The sequence below is a fragment of the Neoaquamicrobium sediminum genome (assembly GCF_040970315.1).
Taxonomy (GTDB): Bacteria; Pseudomonadota; Alphaproteobacteria; order Rhizobiales; family Rhizobiaceae; genus Aerobium; species Aerobium sediminum.
Genome location: NZ_JAZHFV010000003.1, coordinates 162,427 through 179,394, shown reverse-complemented (window position 1 = coordinate 179,394; position 16,968 = coordinate 162,427). Strand labels below are relative to the sequence as shown.

The 16,968-nt window shown below is 64.5% G+C and carries 15 protein-coding genes; 7 read left to right on the top strand and 8 right to left on the bottom strand.

Going from position 1 to position 16,968, the window contains the following annotated elements; translation table 11 throughout:
* Positions 1-49: 49 nt before the first annotated feature.
* From V1479_RS11420 to V1479_RS11410, 3 genes are read right to left on the bottom strand one after another with little or no spacing between them, the layout of a single operon-like run.
* Positions 50-1,426, bottom strand: a complete 1,377-nt coding sequence (locus V1479_RS11420; RefSeq protein WP_368802994.1) for an MlaD family protein — start codon at positions 1,424-1,426, stop codon at positions 50-52.
* A gap of 10 nt (positions 1,427-1,436) precedes the next feature.
* Positions 1,437-2,261: an ABC transporter ATP-binding protein gene (locus V1479_RS11415; RefSeq protein WP_368803282.1), complete on the bottom strand. Its 825-nt coding sequence runs from the start codon at positions 2,259-2,261 to the stop codon at positions 1,437-1,439.
* A gap of 20 nt (positions 2,262-2,281) precedes the next feature.
* Complete coding sequence (locus V1479_RS11410) at positions 2,282-3,469, bottom strand: ABC transporter permease (protein ID WP_368802993.1); 1,188 nt, start codon at positions 3,467-3,469, stop codon at positions 2,282-2,284.
* 78 nt (positions 3,470-3,547) lie between these two features.
* On the opposite strand from V1479_RS11410, the gene dgcA reads away from it, so the two are divergent.
* Positions 3,548-4,531, top strand: a complete 984-nt coding sequence (gene dgcA / locus V1479_RS11405; RefSeq protein ID WP_368802992.1) for an N-acetyl-D-Glu racemase DgcA — start codon at positions 3,548-3,550, stop codon at positions 4,529-4,531.
* Here the strand turns inward: dgcA and V1479_RS11400 are convergent.
* Entirely contained in the window at positions 4,520-5,716 is a 1,197-nt protein-coding gene (locus V1479_RS11400; protein WP_368802991.1) for an MFS transporter, read from the bottom strand. The two genes, dgcA and V1479_RS11400, sit on opposite strands and share 12 nt — an antisense overlap.
* 67 nt (positions 5,717-5,783) lie before the next feature.
* Positions 5,784-5,978, bottom strand: coding sequence for a hypothetical protein (locus V1479_RS11395; RefSeq protein WP_368802990.1), 195 nt, complete (start codon positions 5,976-5,978; stop codon positions 5,784-5,786).
* A gap of 232 nt (positions 5,979-6,210) precedes the next feature.
* Here V1479_RS11395 and V1479_RS11390 point away from each other — a divergent pair, with 232 nt between their 5' ends.
* Genes V1479_RS11390 through V1479_RS11375 form a run of 4 tightly spaced genes read left to right on the top strand, consistent with a single transcriptional unit; the run spans position 6,211 to position 11,364 of the window.
* Positions 6,211-6,990: an SDR family oxidoreductase gene (locus tag V1479_RS11390; protein ID WP_368802989.1), complete on the top strand. Its 780-nt coding sequence runs from the start codon at positions 6,211-6,213 to the stop codon at positions 6,988-6,990.
* A gap of 39 nt (positions 6,991-7,029) precedes the next feature.
* Positions 7,030-7,872 (top strand): fumarylacetoacetate hydrolase family protein, encoded by an 843-nt coding sequence (locus V1479_RS11385; RefSeq protein WP_368802988.1) that lies wholly within the window; start codon positions 7,030-7,032, stop codon positions 7,870-7,872.
* A 27-nt stretch (positions 7,873-7,899) separates the two neighbouring features.
* On the top strand, positions 7,900-10,212 hold the full coding sequence (locus tag V1479_RS11380; RefSeq protein WP_368802987.1) for an NADP-dependent malic enzyme: 2,313 nt from the start codon (positions 7,900-7,902) through the stop codon (positions 10,210-10,212).
* 36 nt (positions 10,213-10,248) lie between these two features.
* Positions 10,249-11,364, top strand: a complete 1,116-nt coding sequence (locus V1479_RS11375; RefSeq protein WP_368802986.1) for a DUF2865 domain-containing protein — start codon at positions 10,249-10,251, stop codon at positions 11,362-11,364.
* On the opposite strand, the gene gltX is transcribed toward V1479_RS11375, so the two are convergent.
* The 3 genes from gltX to V1479_RS11360 form a co-directional block, all read right to left on the bottom strand.
* Positions 11,282-12,655, bottom strand: a complete 1,374-nt coding sequence (gene gltX, locus V1479_RS11370; protein ID WP_368803281.1) for a glutamate--tRNA ligase — start codon at positions 12,653-12,655, stop codon at positions 11,282-11,284. The genes V1479_RS11375 and gltX overlap by 83 nt on opposite strands.
* A gap of 84 nt (positions 12,656-12,739) precedes the next feature.
* Complete coding sequence (locus V1479_RS11365) at positions 12,740-14,542, bottom strand: ABC transporter ATP-binding protein (RefSeq protein ID WP_368802985.1); 1,803 nt, start codon at positions 14,540-14,542, stop codon at positions 12,740-12,742.
* 333 nt (positions 14,543-14,875) lie between these two features.
* The gene (locus V1479_RS11360; RefSeq protein ID WP_368802984.1) at positions 14,876-16,099 is read right to left on the bottom strand and encodes an MFS transporter; all 1,224 of its coding nucleotides are present in this window, start codon (positions 16,097-16,099) and stop codon (positions 14,876-14,878) included.
* Positions 16,100-16,269: 170 nt separating this feature from the next.
* On the opposite strand from V1479_RS11360, the gene V1479_RS11355 reads away from it, so the two are divergent.
* A complete protein-coding gene (locus V1479_RS11355) occupies positions 16,270-16,584 on the top strand; it encodes an ArsR/SmtB family transcription factor (protein WP_368802983.1) in 315 nt (104 codons plus the stop codon).
* Positions 16,581-16,955 (top strand): SRPBCC family protein, encoded by a 375-nt coding sequence (locus V1479_RS11350; RefSeq protein ID WP_368802982.1) that lies wholly within the window; start codon positions 16,581-16,583, stop codon positions 16,953-16,955. Before V1479_RS11355 ends, V1479_RS11350 begins: the two co-directional genes overlap by 4 nt.
* The last annotated feature ends 13 nt before the right edge of the window (positions 16,956-16,968 follow it).

Here is a 16,968-nt window from a genome sequence, read left to right as displayed (position 1 = left end):
GCCATGCCCTTGAAAGGCCGATAATTTCTGTCGGGGCGCGGCATCGATGTCAACGTCGTGCCCGCCCGTCATACTGCCGAACTTCGCCCTCGCCGCCGCTCAATATACGTTGCGGATTGCGCTCGAGATCAGTCACGGCGCGCTCGATCCGCGTAATGGAGCGCCGGGCGTCGCGCACCAGCGTCTCGACGTCACGAAGCCCCTGACCCGAGAACCGAGCCAGCCCGTCGGTGATCGTCCCCATGCGCGCATTGAGCGTATCGGCGACCTGGCGATAGGCCTTCAGCGTTTCGCCGGCATCGGCCATCAGACCTTCAGCCTCACCGGAGCCGAGAAGACCGTCCACCTTTGCAAGCACACCGTCGATGCGCTCGGATGCCTGGTTGAGACGCGCTGCGAGCTGCTGCGCGTCGGTGATGATTCCGTCGATGTCATCCGCGCGCTCGCCGATCCGCTCGGTCACCTTGGACACATCGTTGACCGCCGTGTTGACCGTTGTGCTGGCCTGCTCGAAGTTGGTCAGCGCGGTGCCGATTGCGGCAGGATCGACCTCGCTTACGACGCGATCCAGCTTGGCCAGCGTATCGTTGGCCGAGTTGGCGAATTTCGAAATCGACGCAACCGAGGTGTTCACGCCCTCCATGATCTCGCCGAGGCCGGCGCTTGCCTCGTCGAGCCGCTCGGTGAAGCTCTGAATATTGGCAACCGTCTCGGACACCTGATCGCGATCGACCGCCTTGATGAGTTGGTCGACCGCTGTCAGCGACGAATCCAGCTTGTCGGAAACGCTCGTCAATGTCTGTGACATGGCCGTCACGCTTTCGAGGAAAGCATCGATCCCGTCGGAATTGCGGCTCAGAGCGGACGAAAACTCCTCCACATTGCGCAGGGTCTGCACGATCGGTCCGCGTGCCTCAGAGGCAAGGCCTTCCAGATCGCTCAGCACGGAATCCGCGCGCTTGAAGATGTTCTGCGCGCTTTCAAGCAGGTTGCTGACGGCCGAAGGATTTGCTGTCATTTCGGCGATCGTGCCCTGCTCTTCCGCCAGGTCCAGCAGATTTGGTTCGGCAGGATTGCCGCCGCGCAATTCGATATTGGCCTGGCCGGTGGTGAGTCCGGCGAGGCCAACGTCAGCCTGCGTGGACTGGGTGATCGGTGTCAGCCGGTCGACCTGCGCATCGGCGATGGCGACCGACGGATTGGAAACGTCGATGTAGACGCGAGTGACATCGCCGACCTTGATGCCGTTGAACGAAACGACGCTGCCGCGTGTCAGGCCGGACGCAGACCCGGGAATGCGGAAGCGCAGCGTGGCAAGTTCACCGCGATCGCCGACGCCGGACGTCCAATAGACGAAGCCGAACGCCGCCAGCACCGCAGCCAGCGTGAAGATGCCGACAATGACGTAGTTGGCCCGTGTCTCCATACGCTCTTTCCTACGCTCCCTGCCTGGCCTGAAGGTCGATCTGCCGTGCCCGCTTGCCCCGGAAGTACGACTTCACCCAAGGGTCCTCCACCTGCATCATGTCCTCGATGGTGCCGTCAACCAGCACCTTTTTCTGCCCGAGCACCGCGATCCGGTCGCACACCGAGAACAGGCTGTCGAGATCATGGGTGACCATGTAAACGGTCAGGCCCATCGTGTCGCGCAGCTTGGCGACAAGTTCGTCGAAATCCGCCGCACCGATTGGATCGAGCCCCGATGTGGGCTCATCCAGAAACACGATGTCGGGATCGAGCGCCAGCGCGCGCGCCAGCGCTGCACGTTTGATCATGCCGCCCGACAGTTCGGAGGGAAACTTGTCGGCCGCGTCCGCGGACAGGCCCACCAGCTCGATCTTGAGCATCGCAAGCTCGTCCATGAGCTTCTTGGGCAGGTCGAGATATTCGCGCATCGGGACCTGCACGTTTTCCTTGACCGTGAGTGCTGAAAACAGGGCGCCGTGCTGGAACAGCACGCCGAGGCGCATATCGACGACCATTCTTTCACGATCATCGAGGTGGTCCAGGTCTACCCCGAAAATCGAGACGGTGCCGGATCGCTTAGGCGTCAGCCCGAGCACGGTGCGCAGCAGTACCGACTTACCGGTGCCCGACGCTCCGACGAAACCGAGGATTTCACCGCGGTAAACGTCCAGCGAAAGCTTGTCGAGGACGACATGGTCGCCGAAAGCCACGGTCACATCGCGCACGGAGAGCACGACGTCGCGCCCCTCGCCAGCAAGCGGCGCAAACTGGCCATTGGCCTGATGAATCTCCATCTCGCTCATCACCGCCCCGCTCAAAAGTCGATCGCCACGTAGAACATGGCAAACAGGCCATCGAGCACGATCACCACGAAGATCGACTTGACCACCGCCGAGGTGACGTGACGCCCGAGCGACTCGGCACTGCCGCCGACCTTCATGCCCTCGATGGACGCAACGATGCCGATGATCAGCGCCATGAACGGCGCCTTTATGAGACCGGCGAAGATCGTCGAGAGGTCGATGCCCGCGCGCAACCTGTCGATGAACGCCTGCGGCGGGATTTCGGAATAGATCCAGGCGACAATCATGCCGCCTCCCAGTGAGGCTGCGTTGGCGATGATCGTCAGGCACGGCACCGCGATCACCAGCGCGACGAGGCGCGGAAAGACCAGCACGCCGATCGGGTTAAGCCCGATCACCTTCAGCGCGTCGACCTCCTCGCGCATCTTCATCGACCCGATCTCGGCGGTGATCGCGCTGCCGGAACGGCCTGCCACCATGATTGCGGTCAAAAGCACGCCCAGTTCACGCAAGGCCAGGATGCCGACCAGATCGACGATGAAGATCTCGGCCCCGAACCACCTGAGCTGATAGGCCCCTTGCTGCGCGACGATCGCGCCGACGATTGAGGAAATGAGCACCACGACGGGGATCGCGCCGACGCCCATACGGTCGATCTGGTTGAAGATCGCAGCCGGGTTGACGGCATGGCCGCGCCCGAGCTTCATCTGTGCGCCGCGGATTGTGGAGCCGAGGATATACATGCCCGCCATGAAATCGAGCCAGGCGGCCTCGGTCGCGCGGCCAAGGGCCTCGAGCCATCGGATCACGAAAAGCGGTCGTTTCGCGGGCTTGGCGTTGCCAATCGGCTCCAGGGCTTCGCGGACCGCCGGAAGCAAAATTTGCGCTGCCGCTGAGGCCCCCACTATCTCGACCTCCGCCCCGGCCTCGCGCCGGGCTTCCACCAGCCGTTCGATCAGCCAGGCGCCTGCCGTATCCATACGGCTGACAGCCGAAATATCGAGAACAACGCCCTCGCGCGCGGGGCCTGCTTCCAGTTCGCGCATCTGCGCGTCGACCAGATGCACGGAACGCGTGTTCCAGACGCCAGACAGCGCCCAGACAGAGCGCCCGGCTTCTTCGCGCACATCGATGTGCGGCGGCTGGTCGCCGCCGGCACGCCGGTTGTCGCTTGCGTCATCCGCGTCTTTGGTCAACATCGGGCCAGTCATAATCGGTCGAACCAGCCCTGTCACTTTGCGTGACGGTTCCTAACCGGCTGCAAACGGAGTTCTTTCATGAAGCGTGACCTTTTTGTCGAAGCCGAGCGATTCCCCCTGGCGGCCGCGTTCACCATCTCGCGCGGATCCAAGACCGAAGCCGCGGTCGTGACCTGCACGATCAGCGAGGGAAATAACGCCGGGCGCGGCGAATGCGTTCCCTATGCACGTTACGGCGAAACGATCGAAAGTGTGCTCGGCCAGATCGAAGCCATGCGCGGCGCGATCGCGGGCGGCATGTCGCGCGAGGAACTCAAGGCGAAGATGAAAGCGGGAGCCGCGCGCAACGCGATCGATTGCGCCCTGTGGGACCTGGAAGCAAAATCTGATGGCAAACGTGCGCATGAGCGTCTCAGCGCAACCGCTCCCGAAGCGCTGACCACGGCCTACACGATTTCGCTCGGCGAGCCGGATGCTATGGCGGCTCAGGCGCGTAAACACGCTCATCGGTCGCTGCTCAAGGTCAAGGTGGGCACCTCCGACGACACTTCGCGGATCGCAGCGGTTGCGGAGGCAGCGCCGCGTAGCCGCATCATCCTCGACGCCAATGAGGGGTGGAGCGAGACCGACATCGTCATGCACATGCTGACGGCGGCGCGGCATCGCATAGCGCTGATCGAACAGCCACTACCCGCCGGCCAGGACGACATACTACGGCGCATTCCACATCCCGTGCCGATCTGCGCCGACGAGAGCGTCCACACCGCCGAAAACCTCGAAGAGCTTCTGGGTCTCTATGATGCGGTGAACATCAAGCTGGACAAGACCGGTGGTCTCACCGCCGCGCTGGAGTTGCGCGACCGCGCGCGTGAATTGGGTTTCGGCGTCATGGTGGGCTGCATGGTCGGCACGTCGCTGGCAATGGCGCCGGCACTGCTGGTGGCTCAGGATGCCGATTTCGTCGATCTGGACGGCCCGCTGCTGCTGGCACGCGACCGGGAAACGCCGCTCGCCTATGAGGGCTCGCAGGTAGCGCCGCCGGAGCCCGCTTTATGGGGCTAGTCGGCTGCCGCGCAGCACGAGACCGACTGCCGCCAGCGCAATGACCGCCATCACGTAGAAGCCGTTCACGCCGAGCGCCGCATAGAGCTGGCCCGATCCGAGCGTCACTACCGCCATTGAGACACCGTTGGCGAAGAAGGCGATGCCCTGCGCCGCGCCGGTGCGATCCTCGGGAACCGTCTCGGCGATCATCTTCTGCAGGCCGATCAGGATCAGGCCGGTGGACAGCGCATGCAGCGTCTGCACCGCGAAGAAGCCGGCAATCCCCAAGCCCGCCGGCCAGATCATCGGGAACGCGACCCAGCGCACGAAAGCGGCCAAACCTGCCAGAGCCACCAAACGCCAGGCCGGCGTGCGGCCGAACAATCGCGTGAAGATCGCGAACATGCCGACTTCCGCGACGACGCTCCACGACCACAGGAGCCCGATGACGCCGCCGCTGATCCCGAGCGACTGCCAGTAGATCGAGCTGAACGCGTAGAGAAAGCCGTGGCTGGCCACCACCAGCCCGCACCCGCCGACGAAATAGAGGAAGGCCGGCCTCAGCAAAGACGGCGCGCCCTGCTGCAATTCGGCCGCGGACAGCGGCGACGCCTTACGTGGACGGCCGAGCCGCGGCACGACCAGCGAGGCGGCGACCACCGTAGCCATCCCGGCCGAAATCAAAAGAGGCACGGCGCCGATGCCGGTGAACGACAGCAGGAAGCCTCCACCAAAGTTCGCGACCAGAAACGCCGTCGAACCCCAGATGCGCATCCTCGAATAGTCGCTGCCGAAGCGCCGCACACCCGAAAGCGCCAGCGAATCGGCTATCGGCGCATGCGGGGTCCACACGACGGCCAGCGCCAGTGAGACACCCAGGATCAACAGATAGCCGGGCGGCAGGAAATAGCCGAACGACAGCACGAGCGTTGAAACCGAAAGCACCAGCAACACATTCGCCCGATCGCGTGCGCGGTCGGCCGACGCCGTGATCAACAGGGTGGTGACGACCCGCAGGAACATCGGTGCGGCCAGCACGATGCCGATCTCCCTTGCGCCGAAGCCGACATATTCAAGCCAGAGCGGGAAATATGGCAGGTGGATGCCCATCGGCAGGAAGATGGCCGCGTAGAGCAGCGACAGGCGCAATTCGAAGCGAGGCGGCTTGACCGACTGGTCCGGCGTAAGGGGCGGCAGCGACATATGCGGAGAAGAATCCGGGCTGGGAGTGCAGGCAGGTTAGCACCCGTGCTCCATCCCCGATACTGAGTCAGCGAAAAATCCCGGCGCGTCTTGCGTAGCGTTCAGCCGCATTGGCCTTGGACTGTTGCGTTCCGAGATAAGGTACATCGACGGTGCCCATCCTCACCGCATGCCGCATGCCGGCCGCCAAACGTGCCCTGCCCGCTTCGGCAGCATGCGTGCGGCAGTCGGTAGTGTTCGACCAGTCCATCTCGATTTCCATGCAGCCTTGATTCCGTGGATGATCGTGTTTCATGGCTGCGAATATCTGCATGGCAGGCGGTCGGTACTTTGGCGCGTTGCCGGCGTTTGTGTGGCGTGGCGCGAAACGCACCCCGTGCGCATCGGCCGATCCCTTCATGGCATGGCATGATGACGGTTGTGCATCATGCCGCGCGGGGCTAGACGGAATGGTGCCCGGCCCGGTTGCCGGCCGTATTGAATGGGAGGAGCGCATGGATCTTGGACTTCGCGGAAAGAAGGCAATCGTGTGCGCGTCCAGCCGCGGCCTGGGGCGCGGGTGCGCGATGGCACTGGCGGAAGCCGGCTGCGACATCGTCGTCAACGGTCGAGACAGCGCGGTGCTCGCGGCAACAGCCAGCGAGATCAGGGAAAAGTACGGCGTCGACGTGATCGAGATTGCCGGCGACGTCGCCGACCAGAAGGTGCGCGCGGCGCTGCTGGCGGCCTGTCCGAGCCCCGACATCCTGGTCAACAACAATGGCGGCCCGCCCTTCCGCGATTTCCGCGAGTTGACGCATCAGGCGATGATAGACGGCGTGACCAACAACATGATCACGCCGATCGAGCTTATCCAGGCCGTCATCGACGGCATGGCCGAGCGCGGGTTCGGCCGCATCGTCAACATCACGTCGCTGTCGGTCTACCAGCCGATCCCCGGGCTCGACCTGTCGTCCGGTGCGCGGGCGGGCCTGACCGCGTTTCTCGCCGGCGTCGCCCGCACCGTCGCGGCGAAGAACGTCACCATCAACCACATCCTGCCCGGCAAGTTCGACACCGACCGCATCCGCGGCAGCATCGAATTCGCCGCCAAGAAGGCCGGAACCAGCTTCGAGGAACAGGCCAGCCGCCAGGCCGCAGACATTCCGGCCGGCCGGCTCGGCACGCCGGAGGAATTCGGCCAGGCCTGCGCATTTCTATGCTCGGTCCATGCCGGCTACATCACCGGCCAGAGCCTGATCCTGGACGGCGGCAACTATCCAAGTGCCTTCTGATCGACTTTCCGTATTTATCGAAGTGAAGAGGATAATCCATTGAAACTCATTCGTTTTGGCGACAAGGGCAACGAAAAGCCAGGCATCATCGATGCTGCCGGCACCATCCGCGACGTCTCGTCTATCGTCGGCGATTACGGCCCCGAGACCCTCTCGCCCGAACTCCTCGACAAGCTCGCCTCGGCCGATCTCGGCTCTCTGCCGGCCGCGCCCGAGGGCGTCCGTATCGGCTCGCCGGTCTCCCGCATTGGTCACTTCATCGCGATCGGGCTCAACTACGCCGACCACGCCGCCGAAACTGGCGCTGCGATTCCTTCCGAGCCGATCGTGTTTTCCAAGGCGCCAAACAGCCTCTGCGGCCCCAATGACGACGTGCTGATGCCGCGCGGCTCGCAGAAGCTCGACTGGGAGGTCGAGCTTGCGATCGTGATCGGCAAGCGCGCCGACTATGTCGAGGAAACGGACGCGCTCGACTACGTTCTCGGCTACGCGCTCTGCAACGACGTTTCGGAGCGCGAATACCAGGCCGAGCGCGGCGGACAGTGGATGAAGGGCAAGAGCGCGCCCACATTCGGGCCGCTCGGACCGTGGATCGCCACCCGCGACGAGATCGCCGATCCGCAGAACCTCGACATGTTCCTTGATGTCAACGGCGAGCGCTGCCAGACCGGCAGCACGAAGACGATGATCTTCGGCGTGGCGCACATCGTGTCCTACCTGTCGCAGTTCATGGTGCTGGAGCCCGGCGACGTCATCACCACCGGCACGCCTCCCGGCGTGGGCCTCGGCATGAAGCCGCCGCGTTTCCTCAAGGCGGGCGACACCATGCGCCTCGGCATTGCCGGGCTGGGCGAGCAGAAACAGACAGTCGTCGCGCGCTGAAGCGACGACACAGGAGGCGATGCCAAGATGAACGCGCCGGATCCCGCGAAAGCGCCTTCCGATCTCGACGAAAGCGCCCTGTTTTACCACCGCTATCCGGCGCCGGGTAAGCTGGAGATTCAGGCCACCAAGCCGCTGGGAAACCAGCGCGACCTTGCGTTGGCCTATTCTCCGGGCGTCGCCGCGCCCTGCCTCGCCATCCGCGACGATCCGTCGACCGCCGCCCACTACACGGCGCGCGCCAACCTCGTCGCGGTGATTTCCAACGGCACCGCCGTGCTGGGTCTCGGCAACATCGGCGCGCTCGCCTCCAAGCCGGTGATGGAAGGCAAGGCGGTGCTGTTCAAGAAGTTCGCCGGCATCGACGTGTTCGACATCGAGATGGACGCGCCCGAAATCGAGCGCATGGTCGAGACTGTGGCCGCGCTCGAACCCACTTTCGGCGGCGTCAATCTCGAGGACATCAAGGCACCCGAATGCTTCGAGGTGGAAGAGCAACTCAAGGCGCGGATGAAGATCCCGGTCTTCCATGACGACCAGCATGGAACCGCGATCATCGTTGCCGCAGCCGTGCTCAACGGGCTGGAGCTGGCAGGCAAGTCGATCGAGGACGCAAAAATCGTGACCTCGGGCGCGGGCGCTGCCGCCCTTGCCTGCCTCAACCTGCTCGTCTCGCTCGGTGCCAAGCACGAAAACATCTGGGTCACGGACCGGTTCGGCGTCGCCTACAAGGGTCGCGTCGACGAGATGGACCGGTGGAAGGACCCGTACGTCAAGGACACGCCAGCGCGAGAGCTTGCCGATGTGATCGGCGGCGCCGATGTGTTTCTGGGGCTTTCGGCGGCGGGTGTGCTCAAGCCGGAACTGCTGAAGGAGATGGCGGAAAAGCCGCTGATCCTGGCGCTCGCCAACCCCGTTCCCGAAATCATGCCCGAAGTTGCGCGCGAGGCGCGGCCCGACGCGATGATCTGCACCGGCCGTTCGGATTTCCCGAACCAGGTCAACAACGTGCTGTGCTTCCCCTACATCTTCCGGGGTGCCCTCGATGTCGGCGCGACCGCGATCAACGAGGAAATGAAGATGGCCGCCGTGCGCGCCATCGCGGGACTGGCGCGCGAGGAGCCGTCCGACGTCGCCGCGCGCGCCTATTCCGGCGAGACGCCGATCTTCGGGCCAGATTTCCTGATCCCCTCGCCGTTCGATCCGCGCCTGATCCTGCGCATTGCGCCGGCCGTCGCGGAAGCGGCCTGCAAGACCGGCGTCGCCACCCGCCCCATCGAGGACATGACCGTCTATATCGACCGGCTGACGCGCTTCGTGTTCCGGTCCGGCCTCGTCATGAAGCCGGTCTTTTCGGCAGCGCGAGCCGCGACCTCGAAGCGAGTCGTCTATGCCGATGGCGAGGACGAGCGTGTGCTGCGGGCCGCGCAGGTGGTGCTGGAGGAAGGCATCGCCAAGCCGATCCTCATCGGCCGGCCGCATGTCATCGATGTGCGCCTGCGGCGCTATGGTCTCAAGATCAGGCCCGGTACCGATTTCGAGATCGTCAATCCGGAAGACGATCCGCGCTACCGCGACTATGTCGACCTCCTGATCCGGCTCGGCGGCCGCCGTGGCGTGACCCAGGAAGCGGCGCGCACGATGGTGCGCACCAACAATACGGTGATCGCCGCGCTTTCCATGATGCGCGGCGAGGCGGACGCAATGATCTGCGGCCTTGAAGGCCGGTTCGAGCGTCACCTGCGCAATGTCGACCTCATCATCGGCCGGCGGGCGGATGTGCGCGACCTGTCGGCGCTCTCGATGCTGATCTCGCAGCGCGGTGTCACCTTTTTCACCGACACCTACGTCTCCGTCGATCCCTCGGCGCAGGAGATCGCCGAGATGACGATCCTTGCATCGGAAGAAATCCGCCGGTTCGGGCTCACACCGAAGGCCGCGCTGCTGTCCCACTCGAATTTCGGCTCTCGCGACTCAGCGAGCGCACTGAAGATGCGCGAAGCGGCGGCTATCCTGAGGAAGACCGCGCCCGACCTCGAGGCAGACGGCGAGATGCACGGCGATTCGGCCCTCTCTGCCGTGCTGCGCCAGCGCGTCTATCCGCACTCATCGCTCAAGGACGAAGCCAATCTGCTGGTCTTCCCGAGCCTTGATGCGGCCAATATCGCGCTTACCACGGTGAAGACGATGATGGATGCGCTGCATGTCGGACCGATATTGCTCGGTACAGCACGGCCGGCGCACATCCTCACGCCGTCGGTCACCTCGCGCGGCGTCGTGAACATGACCGCATTGGCAATCGTCGAGGCAAGTTCCAAAGCGGAGACGGCGACAGCCTAAACAGAAGGTTAACCCGCCTCCAGTAAGGTGCCACCCATGATGACGGGCGGTGCTTCAGGCGGATTTCATCGCATCTTTGGGTGCGCTTTCGCCGTTGCCGCGATCGTGCTGGCCTTGGCGCTGCTGCCGGCAGAAGCGAGCACGCGCGTGTGCCGCCAACTCGAAGGACAGCTAGCCGGACTGTCATCCGGCGGTGGCGGAAAATCGCGGCGCTACGACGCGGCCATAGCGCGCCAGCAGGAGCAGATACGACAGGCGCGCGACCAGGGCCGCCAGGCTGGCTGCGGACGGTTCATGTCTGGTGCCGCGGTTTCGTTCTGCGGCAACCTCAACGCCACGCTCGATCGCATGGAGCGCAACCTTGCCGAGCTGAACCGGACACGCCAGCGCATGGGCGGTGGTGGCGATACTCGGCGCGAGCGCGCCCGCATCACCGCTGCGCTCGATGCCAATGGATGCCGCGCAAAGAAGCCTGATCCTGCGCCGCAGGATCAGGCCGCGGTGGACAACCGCACGGGCCTGCGCGTCGGCAATCTCTCCGGCCAGTTCCGCACGCTCTGCGTACGCACCTGCGACGGCTATTTCTTCCCGGTCTCGTGGTCCGTCCCACAATCCGCCTTCACGCGCGACCAGAACGCATGCGCAGCCATGTGCCCCGGCACACAGGTCGAGCTTCACTATCACCGCTCGTCCGGCGAGGAGCCGAAGGATATGATTTCTGCGGTGACCGGCACTCCCTACAGCCAGATGCCGAACGCGTTCCGCTATCGCGAACGCAACGCCGCGACCGCTCCCGGATGTTCCTGCACGACATCATCGTCAACATCGACAACTGCCGGGCGCGGCTTCGAAATCATCGGTGGCGATCATGGCTCCGGTTTGCCGGAAGAGGAGCCGGCGCAGCAGCAGGCAATCCCCATGCCTTTGGAAAGGCCAGATGCCGCCGAGGATCCCGAGACGCTTTCCTCACGCGAGGGCGGGCTGGACGCCGCGGCGCTGAAACGGCTGGCGACCCCGCCGCGCCGGCCCAGGCCTTCGACAGCCGGCACCGAAGACGACGACCGTGCCGTCAGGGTCGTCGGGCCAAGGTTCCTTCCCGACCCAGAAGAGGCAATAGATCTGCGAGTTCCGGACCCTGCTCACGCCCGGTGAGCGCTAGCCGAAGCGGCATGAACAGCACCCTGCCCTTGCGCCCGCTCAGTTCTTTCAGACGATCGGTCCAGATCTTCCAGGTCATTCGGTCCCACGGTTCCGGCGGCAGATTGTCGAAGGCGATCGCCAGGAATTCGGCGTCTTCCGGCGCCGGTTCAGGCCGCTCCTGCGGTCCCTCCTGCACGATCTTCCACCAGACCTCGGCGTCAGCCAGCTTTTCCAGATTGCCGCGCACCGCAAGCCAGAACGGCTCGGCGAGCGAGCCGGAAATACCGTGCTCCGCCAGCCTCTCGCGGGCCTCCTCGAACGGCATGGCGTGGATCAGCACCTTGTTCAGCGTCACGAGTTCTGCCGGATCGAACTTCGCGGCCGATTTGGACGTCGCGGCAGGGTCGAAGCGTTCGGCAAGCTCGTCCATCGAGCGCGCCGCCGACACACTTTCCGACGTGCCAATCAGAACCGCGAGCGAAGCGACCGCCATCGGCTCGATGCCGTCTTCAGCGAGACTCTTGATCGACAGCGCCCCGCTGCGCTTGGAAAGCCCCTCGCCGGAGGCAGTCGTCAGCAGATTGTGATGGCCGAATGCGGGCGGCTGCGCACCAAGCGCACGGAACAGCGCGATCTGCGCTCCGGTATTGGTGACGTGGTCGTCGCCGCGGATGACGTGGCTGACGCTGAGGTCGATGTCGTCGACCACCGATGGCAGTGTGTAGAGATAGGTTCCATCCTCGCGCACCAGCACGGGATCTGACATCGAAGCGAGGTCAACCGTCTGGGGGCCGCGCACCACGTCGTCCCAATGCACCTCAGTGCGCTGCGGCGAAAATGGATCGTCGGAAAAGTTGGGCAGCAGGAAGCGCCAGTGGGGCTTGCGGCCGTCGTCCCCAAACGCCTTCCTGTCGGTTTCAGCGAGCTTCAGCGCCTCGCGGCCATAGACTGGCGGCAGCCGGCGCGAGAGCCTGATCTTGCGCCGGCGTTCCAGTTCCTCCGCCGTCTCCCAGCAAGGATAGAGCAACCCAGCGGCCTTCAGCCTTTCGACGGCCGCCGCATAGGTATCGAAGCGTACCGACTGGTGCGCTGTCACGTCGGGGCGGATTCCGAGCCAGTGCAGGTCCGTCTGGATCTGGTCGGCATATTCCTGCCGGGATCGCGCTGTGTCGGTATCGTCGAAGCGCAGGATGAAGCGGCCGCCGCGCTGTCTGGCGAACAGCCAGTTGAAAAGCGCGGTCCGGGCATTGCCGATATGGATATGGCCGGTCGGCGACGGCGCGAAACGAACGGTGACTGTCATCGCCTGCGGGTAGCCGAAGCCCATGGCGTTGGCAAGGCGCATCGCCGTCTCCCGCCCAGTTGCGCGGGCGGGAGACGATATGGTCTAGACGAAGCCCTTCGTCAGTTCGAGCGCCTGGCGTTCAAACAGGCGGCGGTAGATGCCACCCTCGAGCCGGATCAGCGAGACGTGGTCGCCCTCCTCGATCACCTCGCCCTTGTCGAACACCAGCAGCCGGTCGAGTGCGCGCACGGTCGAAAGCCGATGGGCGATCACCAGCGTCGTGCGACCGACCATCAGTCGCTCCATCGCCTGCTGGATCAGCACCTCCGATTCCGAATCGAGGCTCGACGTGGCCTCGTCCAGGATCAGGATCGGCGCGTCGGCCAGAAACGCACGGGCAATCGCCACGCGCTGCCGCTCGCCGCCCGAGAGCTTGATGCCACGCTCACCGACGAGCGTCGCATAGCCCTTGGGCAGCCGTTCGATGAAATCGTGCGCGCTGGCAAGCTTCGCCGCCCGCTCGATATCGGCCTGGCTCGCACCCGGCCGCGCATAGGCGATGTTCTCCGCCAGCGACCGGTGGAACAGGATCGGCTCCTGCTGGACGATGGCGATCTGCGCACGCAGAGATGCCTGCTGGACCGCAGATATGTCCTGCCCGTCGATCACGATGCGGCCACCGGTGACGTCATGCAGCCTCTGGATGAGCTTGACGAAGGTCGTCTTGCCCGAACCCGAATGGCCGACGAGGCCGACGCGCTCGCCCGCGCGGATCTCCAGCGAGAAATCGCGGTAGAGCGGCTCGATATGCCCCCCATAGTGGAACGTCACGTTCTCGAAGGCGATGCGGCCTTCCTCGATGACGATGGGCGGAGCGCCCGGCAGGTCGGCGACGGTGACGGGCTGGGCGTGGATGTCGACCAGCTCCTCCATGTCGTTGACCGAACGCTGAACGTTGCGCACATGCATGCCGACATCGCGCAGGTAGCCCTGCAGCACGAAGAACGAGGTCAGCACGAAGGCGATATCGCCGGCGCTCGCTCTGCCCTCGCTCCACAGCACGATGGCGAAGCCGATGACGGCCGCGCGCAGGAACAGCATCGTCACGCCCTGCGTCGTTCCGTTGACGGTTCCGCGCGTCCACGTGCGATGGGTGCGGTGGCGCCACTTGTCGACGACCTTGGCCAGCCGCGCATCCTCGCGCTGTTCGGCGCCGAAAGCCTTCACCACCGCGTTGCACGAGACCGCATCGGCCAGCGCACCGCCCAGCCGCGTGTCCCACGCATTGGCAAGGCTTGCGGCGGGCGCGACATACCACAGCGACAGCGACACGGTGATCGCGATGTAGATCAGCGAGCCTGTGCCCACGATGACACCCATCATCGGCCAGTACCAGCCGAGCAGCAGCGTCGAGCCCAGCAGCATCACCGTCGAAGGCAGCAGTGCGATCAGGATCGTGTCGTTCAGCAGGTCCAGCGCCCACATGCCGCGCGTTACCTTGCGCACGGTCGAGCCGGCGAAGCTGTTGGCGTGCCAGTCGGTCGAGAAGCGCTGTACGCGCGCGAACGCATCGGCGGAAATGTCCGACATCATCCGCAACGTCAGCCCGACGATCGCCTGGAACACGAAGTGGCGCAGCGCGATCGCCATCGTTGAGAGCGCGATCAGCATCGAGAACGCGGCGATCGCTGCGTTCCAGGCGAGTTCGTCGGTCGCCGCGCCGCGCGCGACGGCGTCGACGAGACGGCCCGAATAAAGTGGCGTCAGGACGTCCGCCGCCGTCGAAGCCAGCACGGCAACGGTGATCAGCGTCAGCCGGATCGGCTGGCGGCGCCAGTGTGCGCCGGTAAACTGGAATACGCGACGGAAGGCGTTGCTACGCCGCGACTTGGGAAAAGGAGTCATGTCAATTGCCGGAGGCGGCGAAGCACTCCGGTCCCGGAATATGAAATCAGAAAAAGTTCGGCGCCGGCGACGGTATTGCCGTCGCGGAGTGACGGTGCCGGACACGGTCCCCTGATCCGCACGAGCGGAACGGAAACCGGTGGCAGCCGCCTTGAAAAGCCGGGGTCAGGACCGGTTCGAAATCGAACCTAGGCGCTGCGACCCGCGATCATGGCGCTGCCCTGGGACGTAGAAGAGAATGCTGGCATTCGAACCTCCTCAGGGATGGCAAGGATCGCGCTTATAATCGCGGAAGTTGTTCCTGCCAAGTCCAGTTGAGCGGATTCCGTTGGGTCAGGCAGTAGCCGGCAAACTGCGCGCGAAAAGCCTGCGCGACACGCCGACAAGCATCCCGCAAGCGGCGAAGCAGTAGATCCCCATGACCACGACCTGGGCCGGAAAGCTCACGCCCGCGTCGATCAGGTAGCCCGTCAGGCCCGGCCCCAGCGCCGTGGCGAACACGCCGAGCGCCATTGTCACCGCGCGAATCGCACCGAGGTAGCGCACCCCGTAAATCTCGGGCCATAGCGCGCCGAAGACCGTGTTGGTGAAGCCGTAGCTGATGCCCATCAGACCCATGAATACGAAGGCCGCCCATTGCCCTTCGACGAAGCCGAGGACAAGGCAGGCGAGACCGAGCGGTATCAGGAAGGTCGGCAGCATCGCCTTTGCCGAATAGCGGTCGACCAGTTGTCCCGCCACCAGCGAGAACACCACCACCGTCGCCGCCATAAACGCGAAGGAGGCTGCGAAGGCTTCCAGCGACCAGCCGCGCAGCTCGACCAGATAGATCTGGTGGAAGAAAACCGTGGTGCCGATGAACCCCGGCGCGAGCACCCCCGCCATCGCCATGTAGAACAGCGGGTCGCGCAGCACCTCCGCACGGCTCCAGTCGCGCGCCGCGGCAACGGGCGCTGCGGGGTCGGATGCCTGCGGCGTGCGGTCCTTCGCGACCAGCCAGGAAATCAGCGGCAGCGCGACCACCAGCAGCGTGACCGCGCCGGCAAGCCAGGCGTTTCGCCAGCCCAGCGCGCCCGCCACCAGCACGAACAGCAGCGGAAAGGATGCCTCGCCGGCATTGACGCCAATCGCCGTCAGCGAGGTCGCCCTGCCCCTTTGAGCGACGAACCAGCGCCCGATGGCGGTGAATGCGTTCTGGCTCATCATGCCCTGCCCGAACAGGCGCAGCAGGTAAATAGCGAGTAGCAGCAGCACGATATGGTGCGAGAATGCCATCAGCACGCAAGCAAAGGCGAGTATCGGAACGATGATGAAGGTCACGGCGCGCGGTGAGCGCTTGTCCACGATCTGGCCGAGATAGGTCAGGGTCGCGGCGCTGGCGAGCGTCGCCAGCATGTAGATCGTGCCGAACTGGCCATGGCTCAGTCCGTACTCGGTACGGATATGGCCCGACGACAAAGAAATGAAAAACGTCTGCCCGTAGGACGAAAAGAAGGTCAGCAGGAAGCCGCCGGCGAGCCAGCGCGCGTTATTGCGGATAAAGGCAAGGAAATTCATGGGGGTCGAAAGCCGCTCTTTTGCCGACCCCGCCGGGGCATGCGGGGCCCTGCGTTTGGAATGCCGCGCACTCTATCCGACTCTCGTCGGCCCGCAATGGCACTGACCACCTCTCCTGGAGGGCCAACGCGACTCTTGCCTAAAAGATAAGTCTATGCTTATCTCAAGCCATGAACGAATCTGACATCTTTCGCGCCCTTGCCGATCCGACCCGTCGCGCGGTCTTCGAGCGACTTCTTGCCGGTGAGAAGAACGCGACCGAGCTGCGCGAAGGCTTGGCGATCTCGCAACCCGCCATCTCGCAGCACGTCGCCGTTTTGCGTGGTGCTGGCCTCGTCAACGAGACCCGCGCCGGCCGTCACGTAAATTACAGCGTCAACCCTGATGGCCTGATGCCGCTTTTCGACTGGCTCGCCCGCTATCGCGCCTTCTGGCCGACGCGCGTCGAAAGGCTCAAGACACTCCTCAAGGAAATGGATCAATGACCGACGGTTTTTCGGACGACGCGGACAGCACCGACGAGGTGATGGTCGACTGCGAACTCGACGCCGCACCTGAAAAGGTCTGGCGGGCACTCACCGTGCCGGAGCTTGCCGCGCAATGGCTGGAAACCGATCGCACTGGGGAAAACGCCGCCGGCGAGCGCAGCTATTCCCTTATCGAGGCAGAACCCTGCAACCGCGTGCGCTACGCATGGCGGGACGAGACGGCGAGCGAGCCCGATACGGTCGTCACCATCGACCTATCACCCGCTCCGGACGGCCGCACCCGTTTTCGCCTGACGCATAGCGTGGCCGAACGCGCGATACCGGTGGCAGTCAACTCCAACCGTCCGCCAACGGCCGTGGCCGCCTGACGGCAGCTTCAAA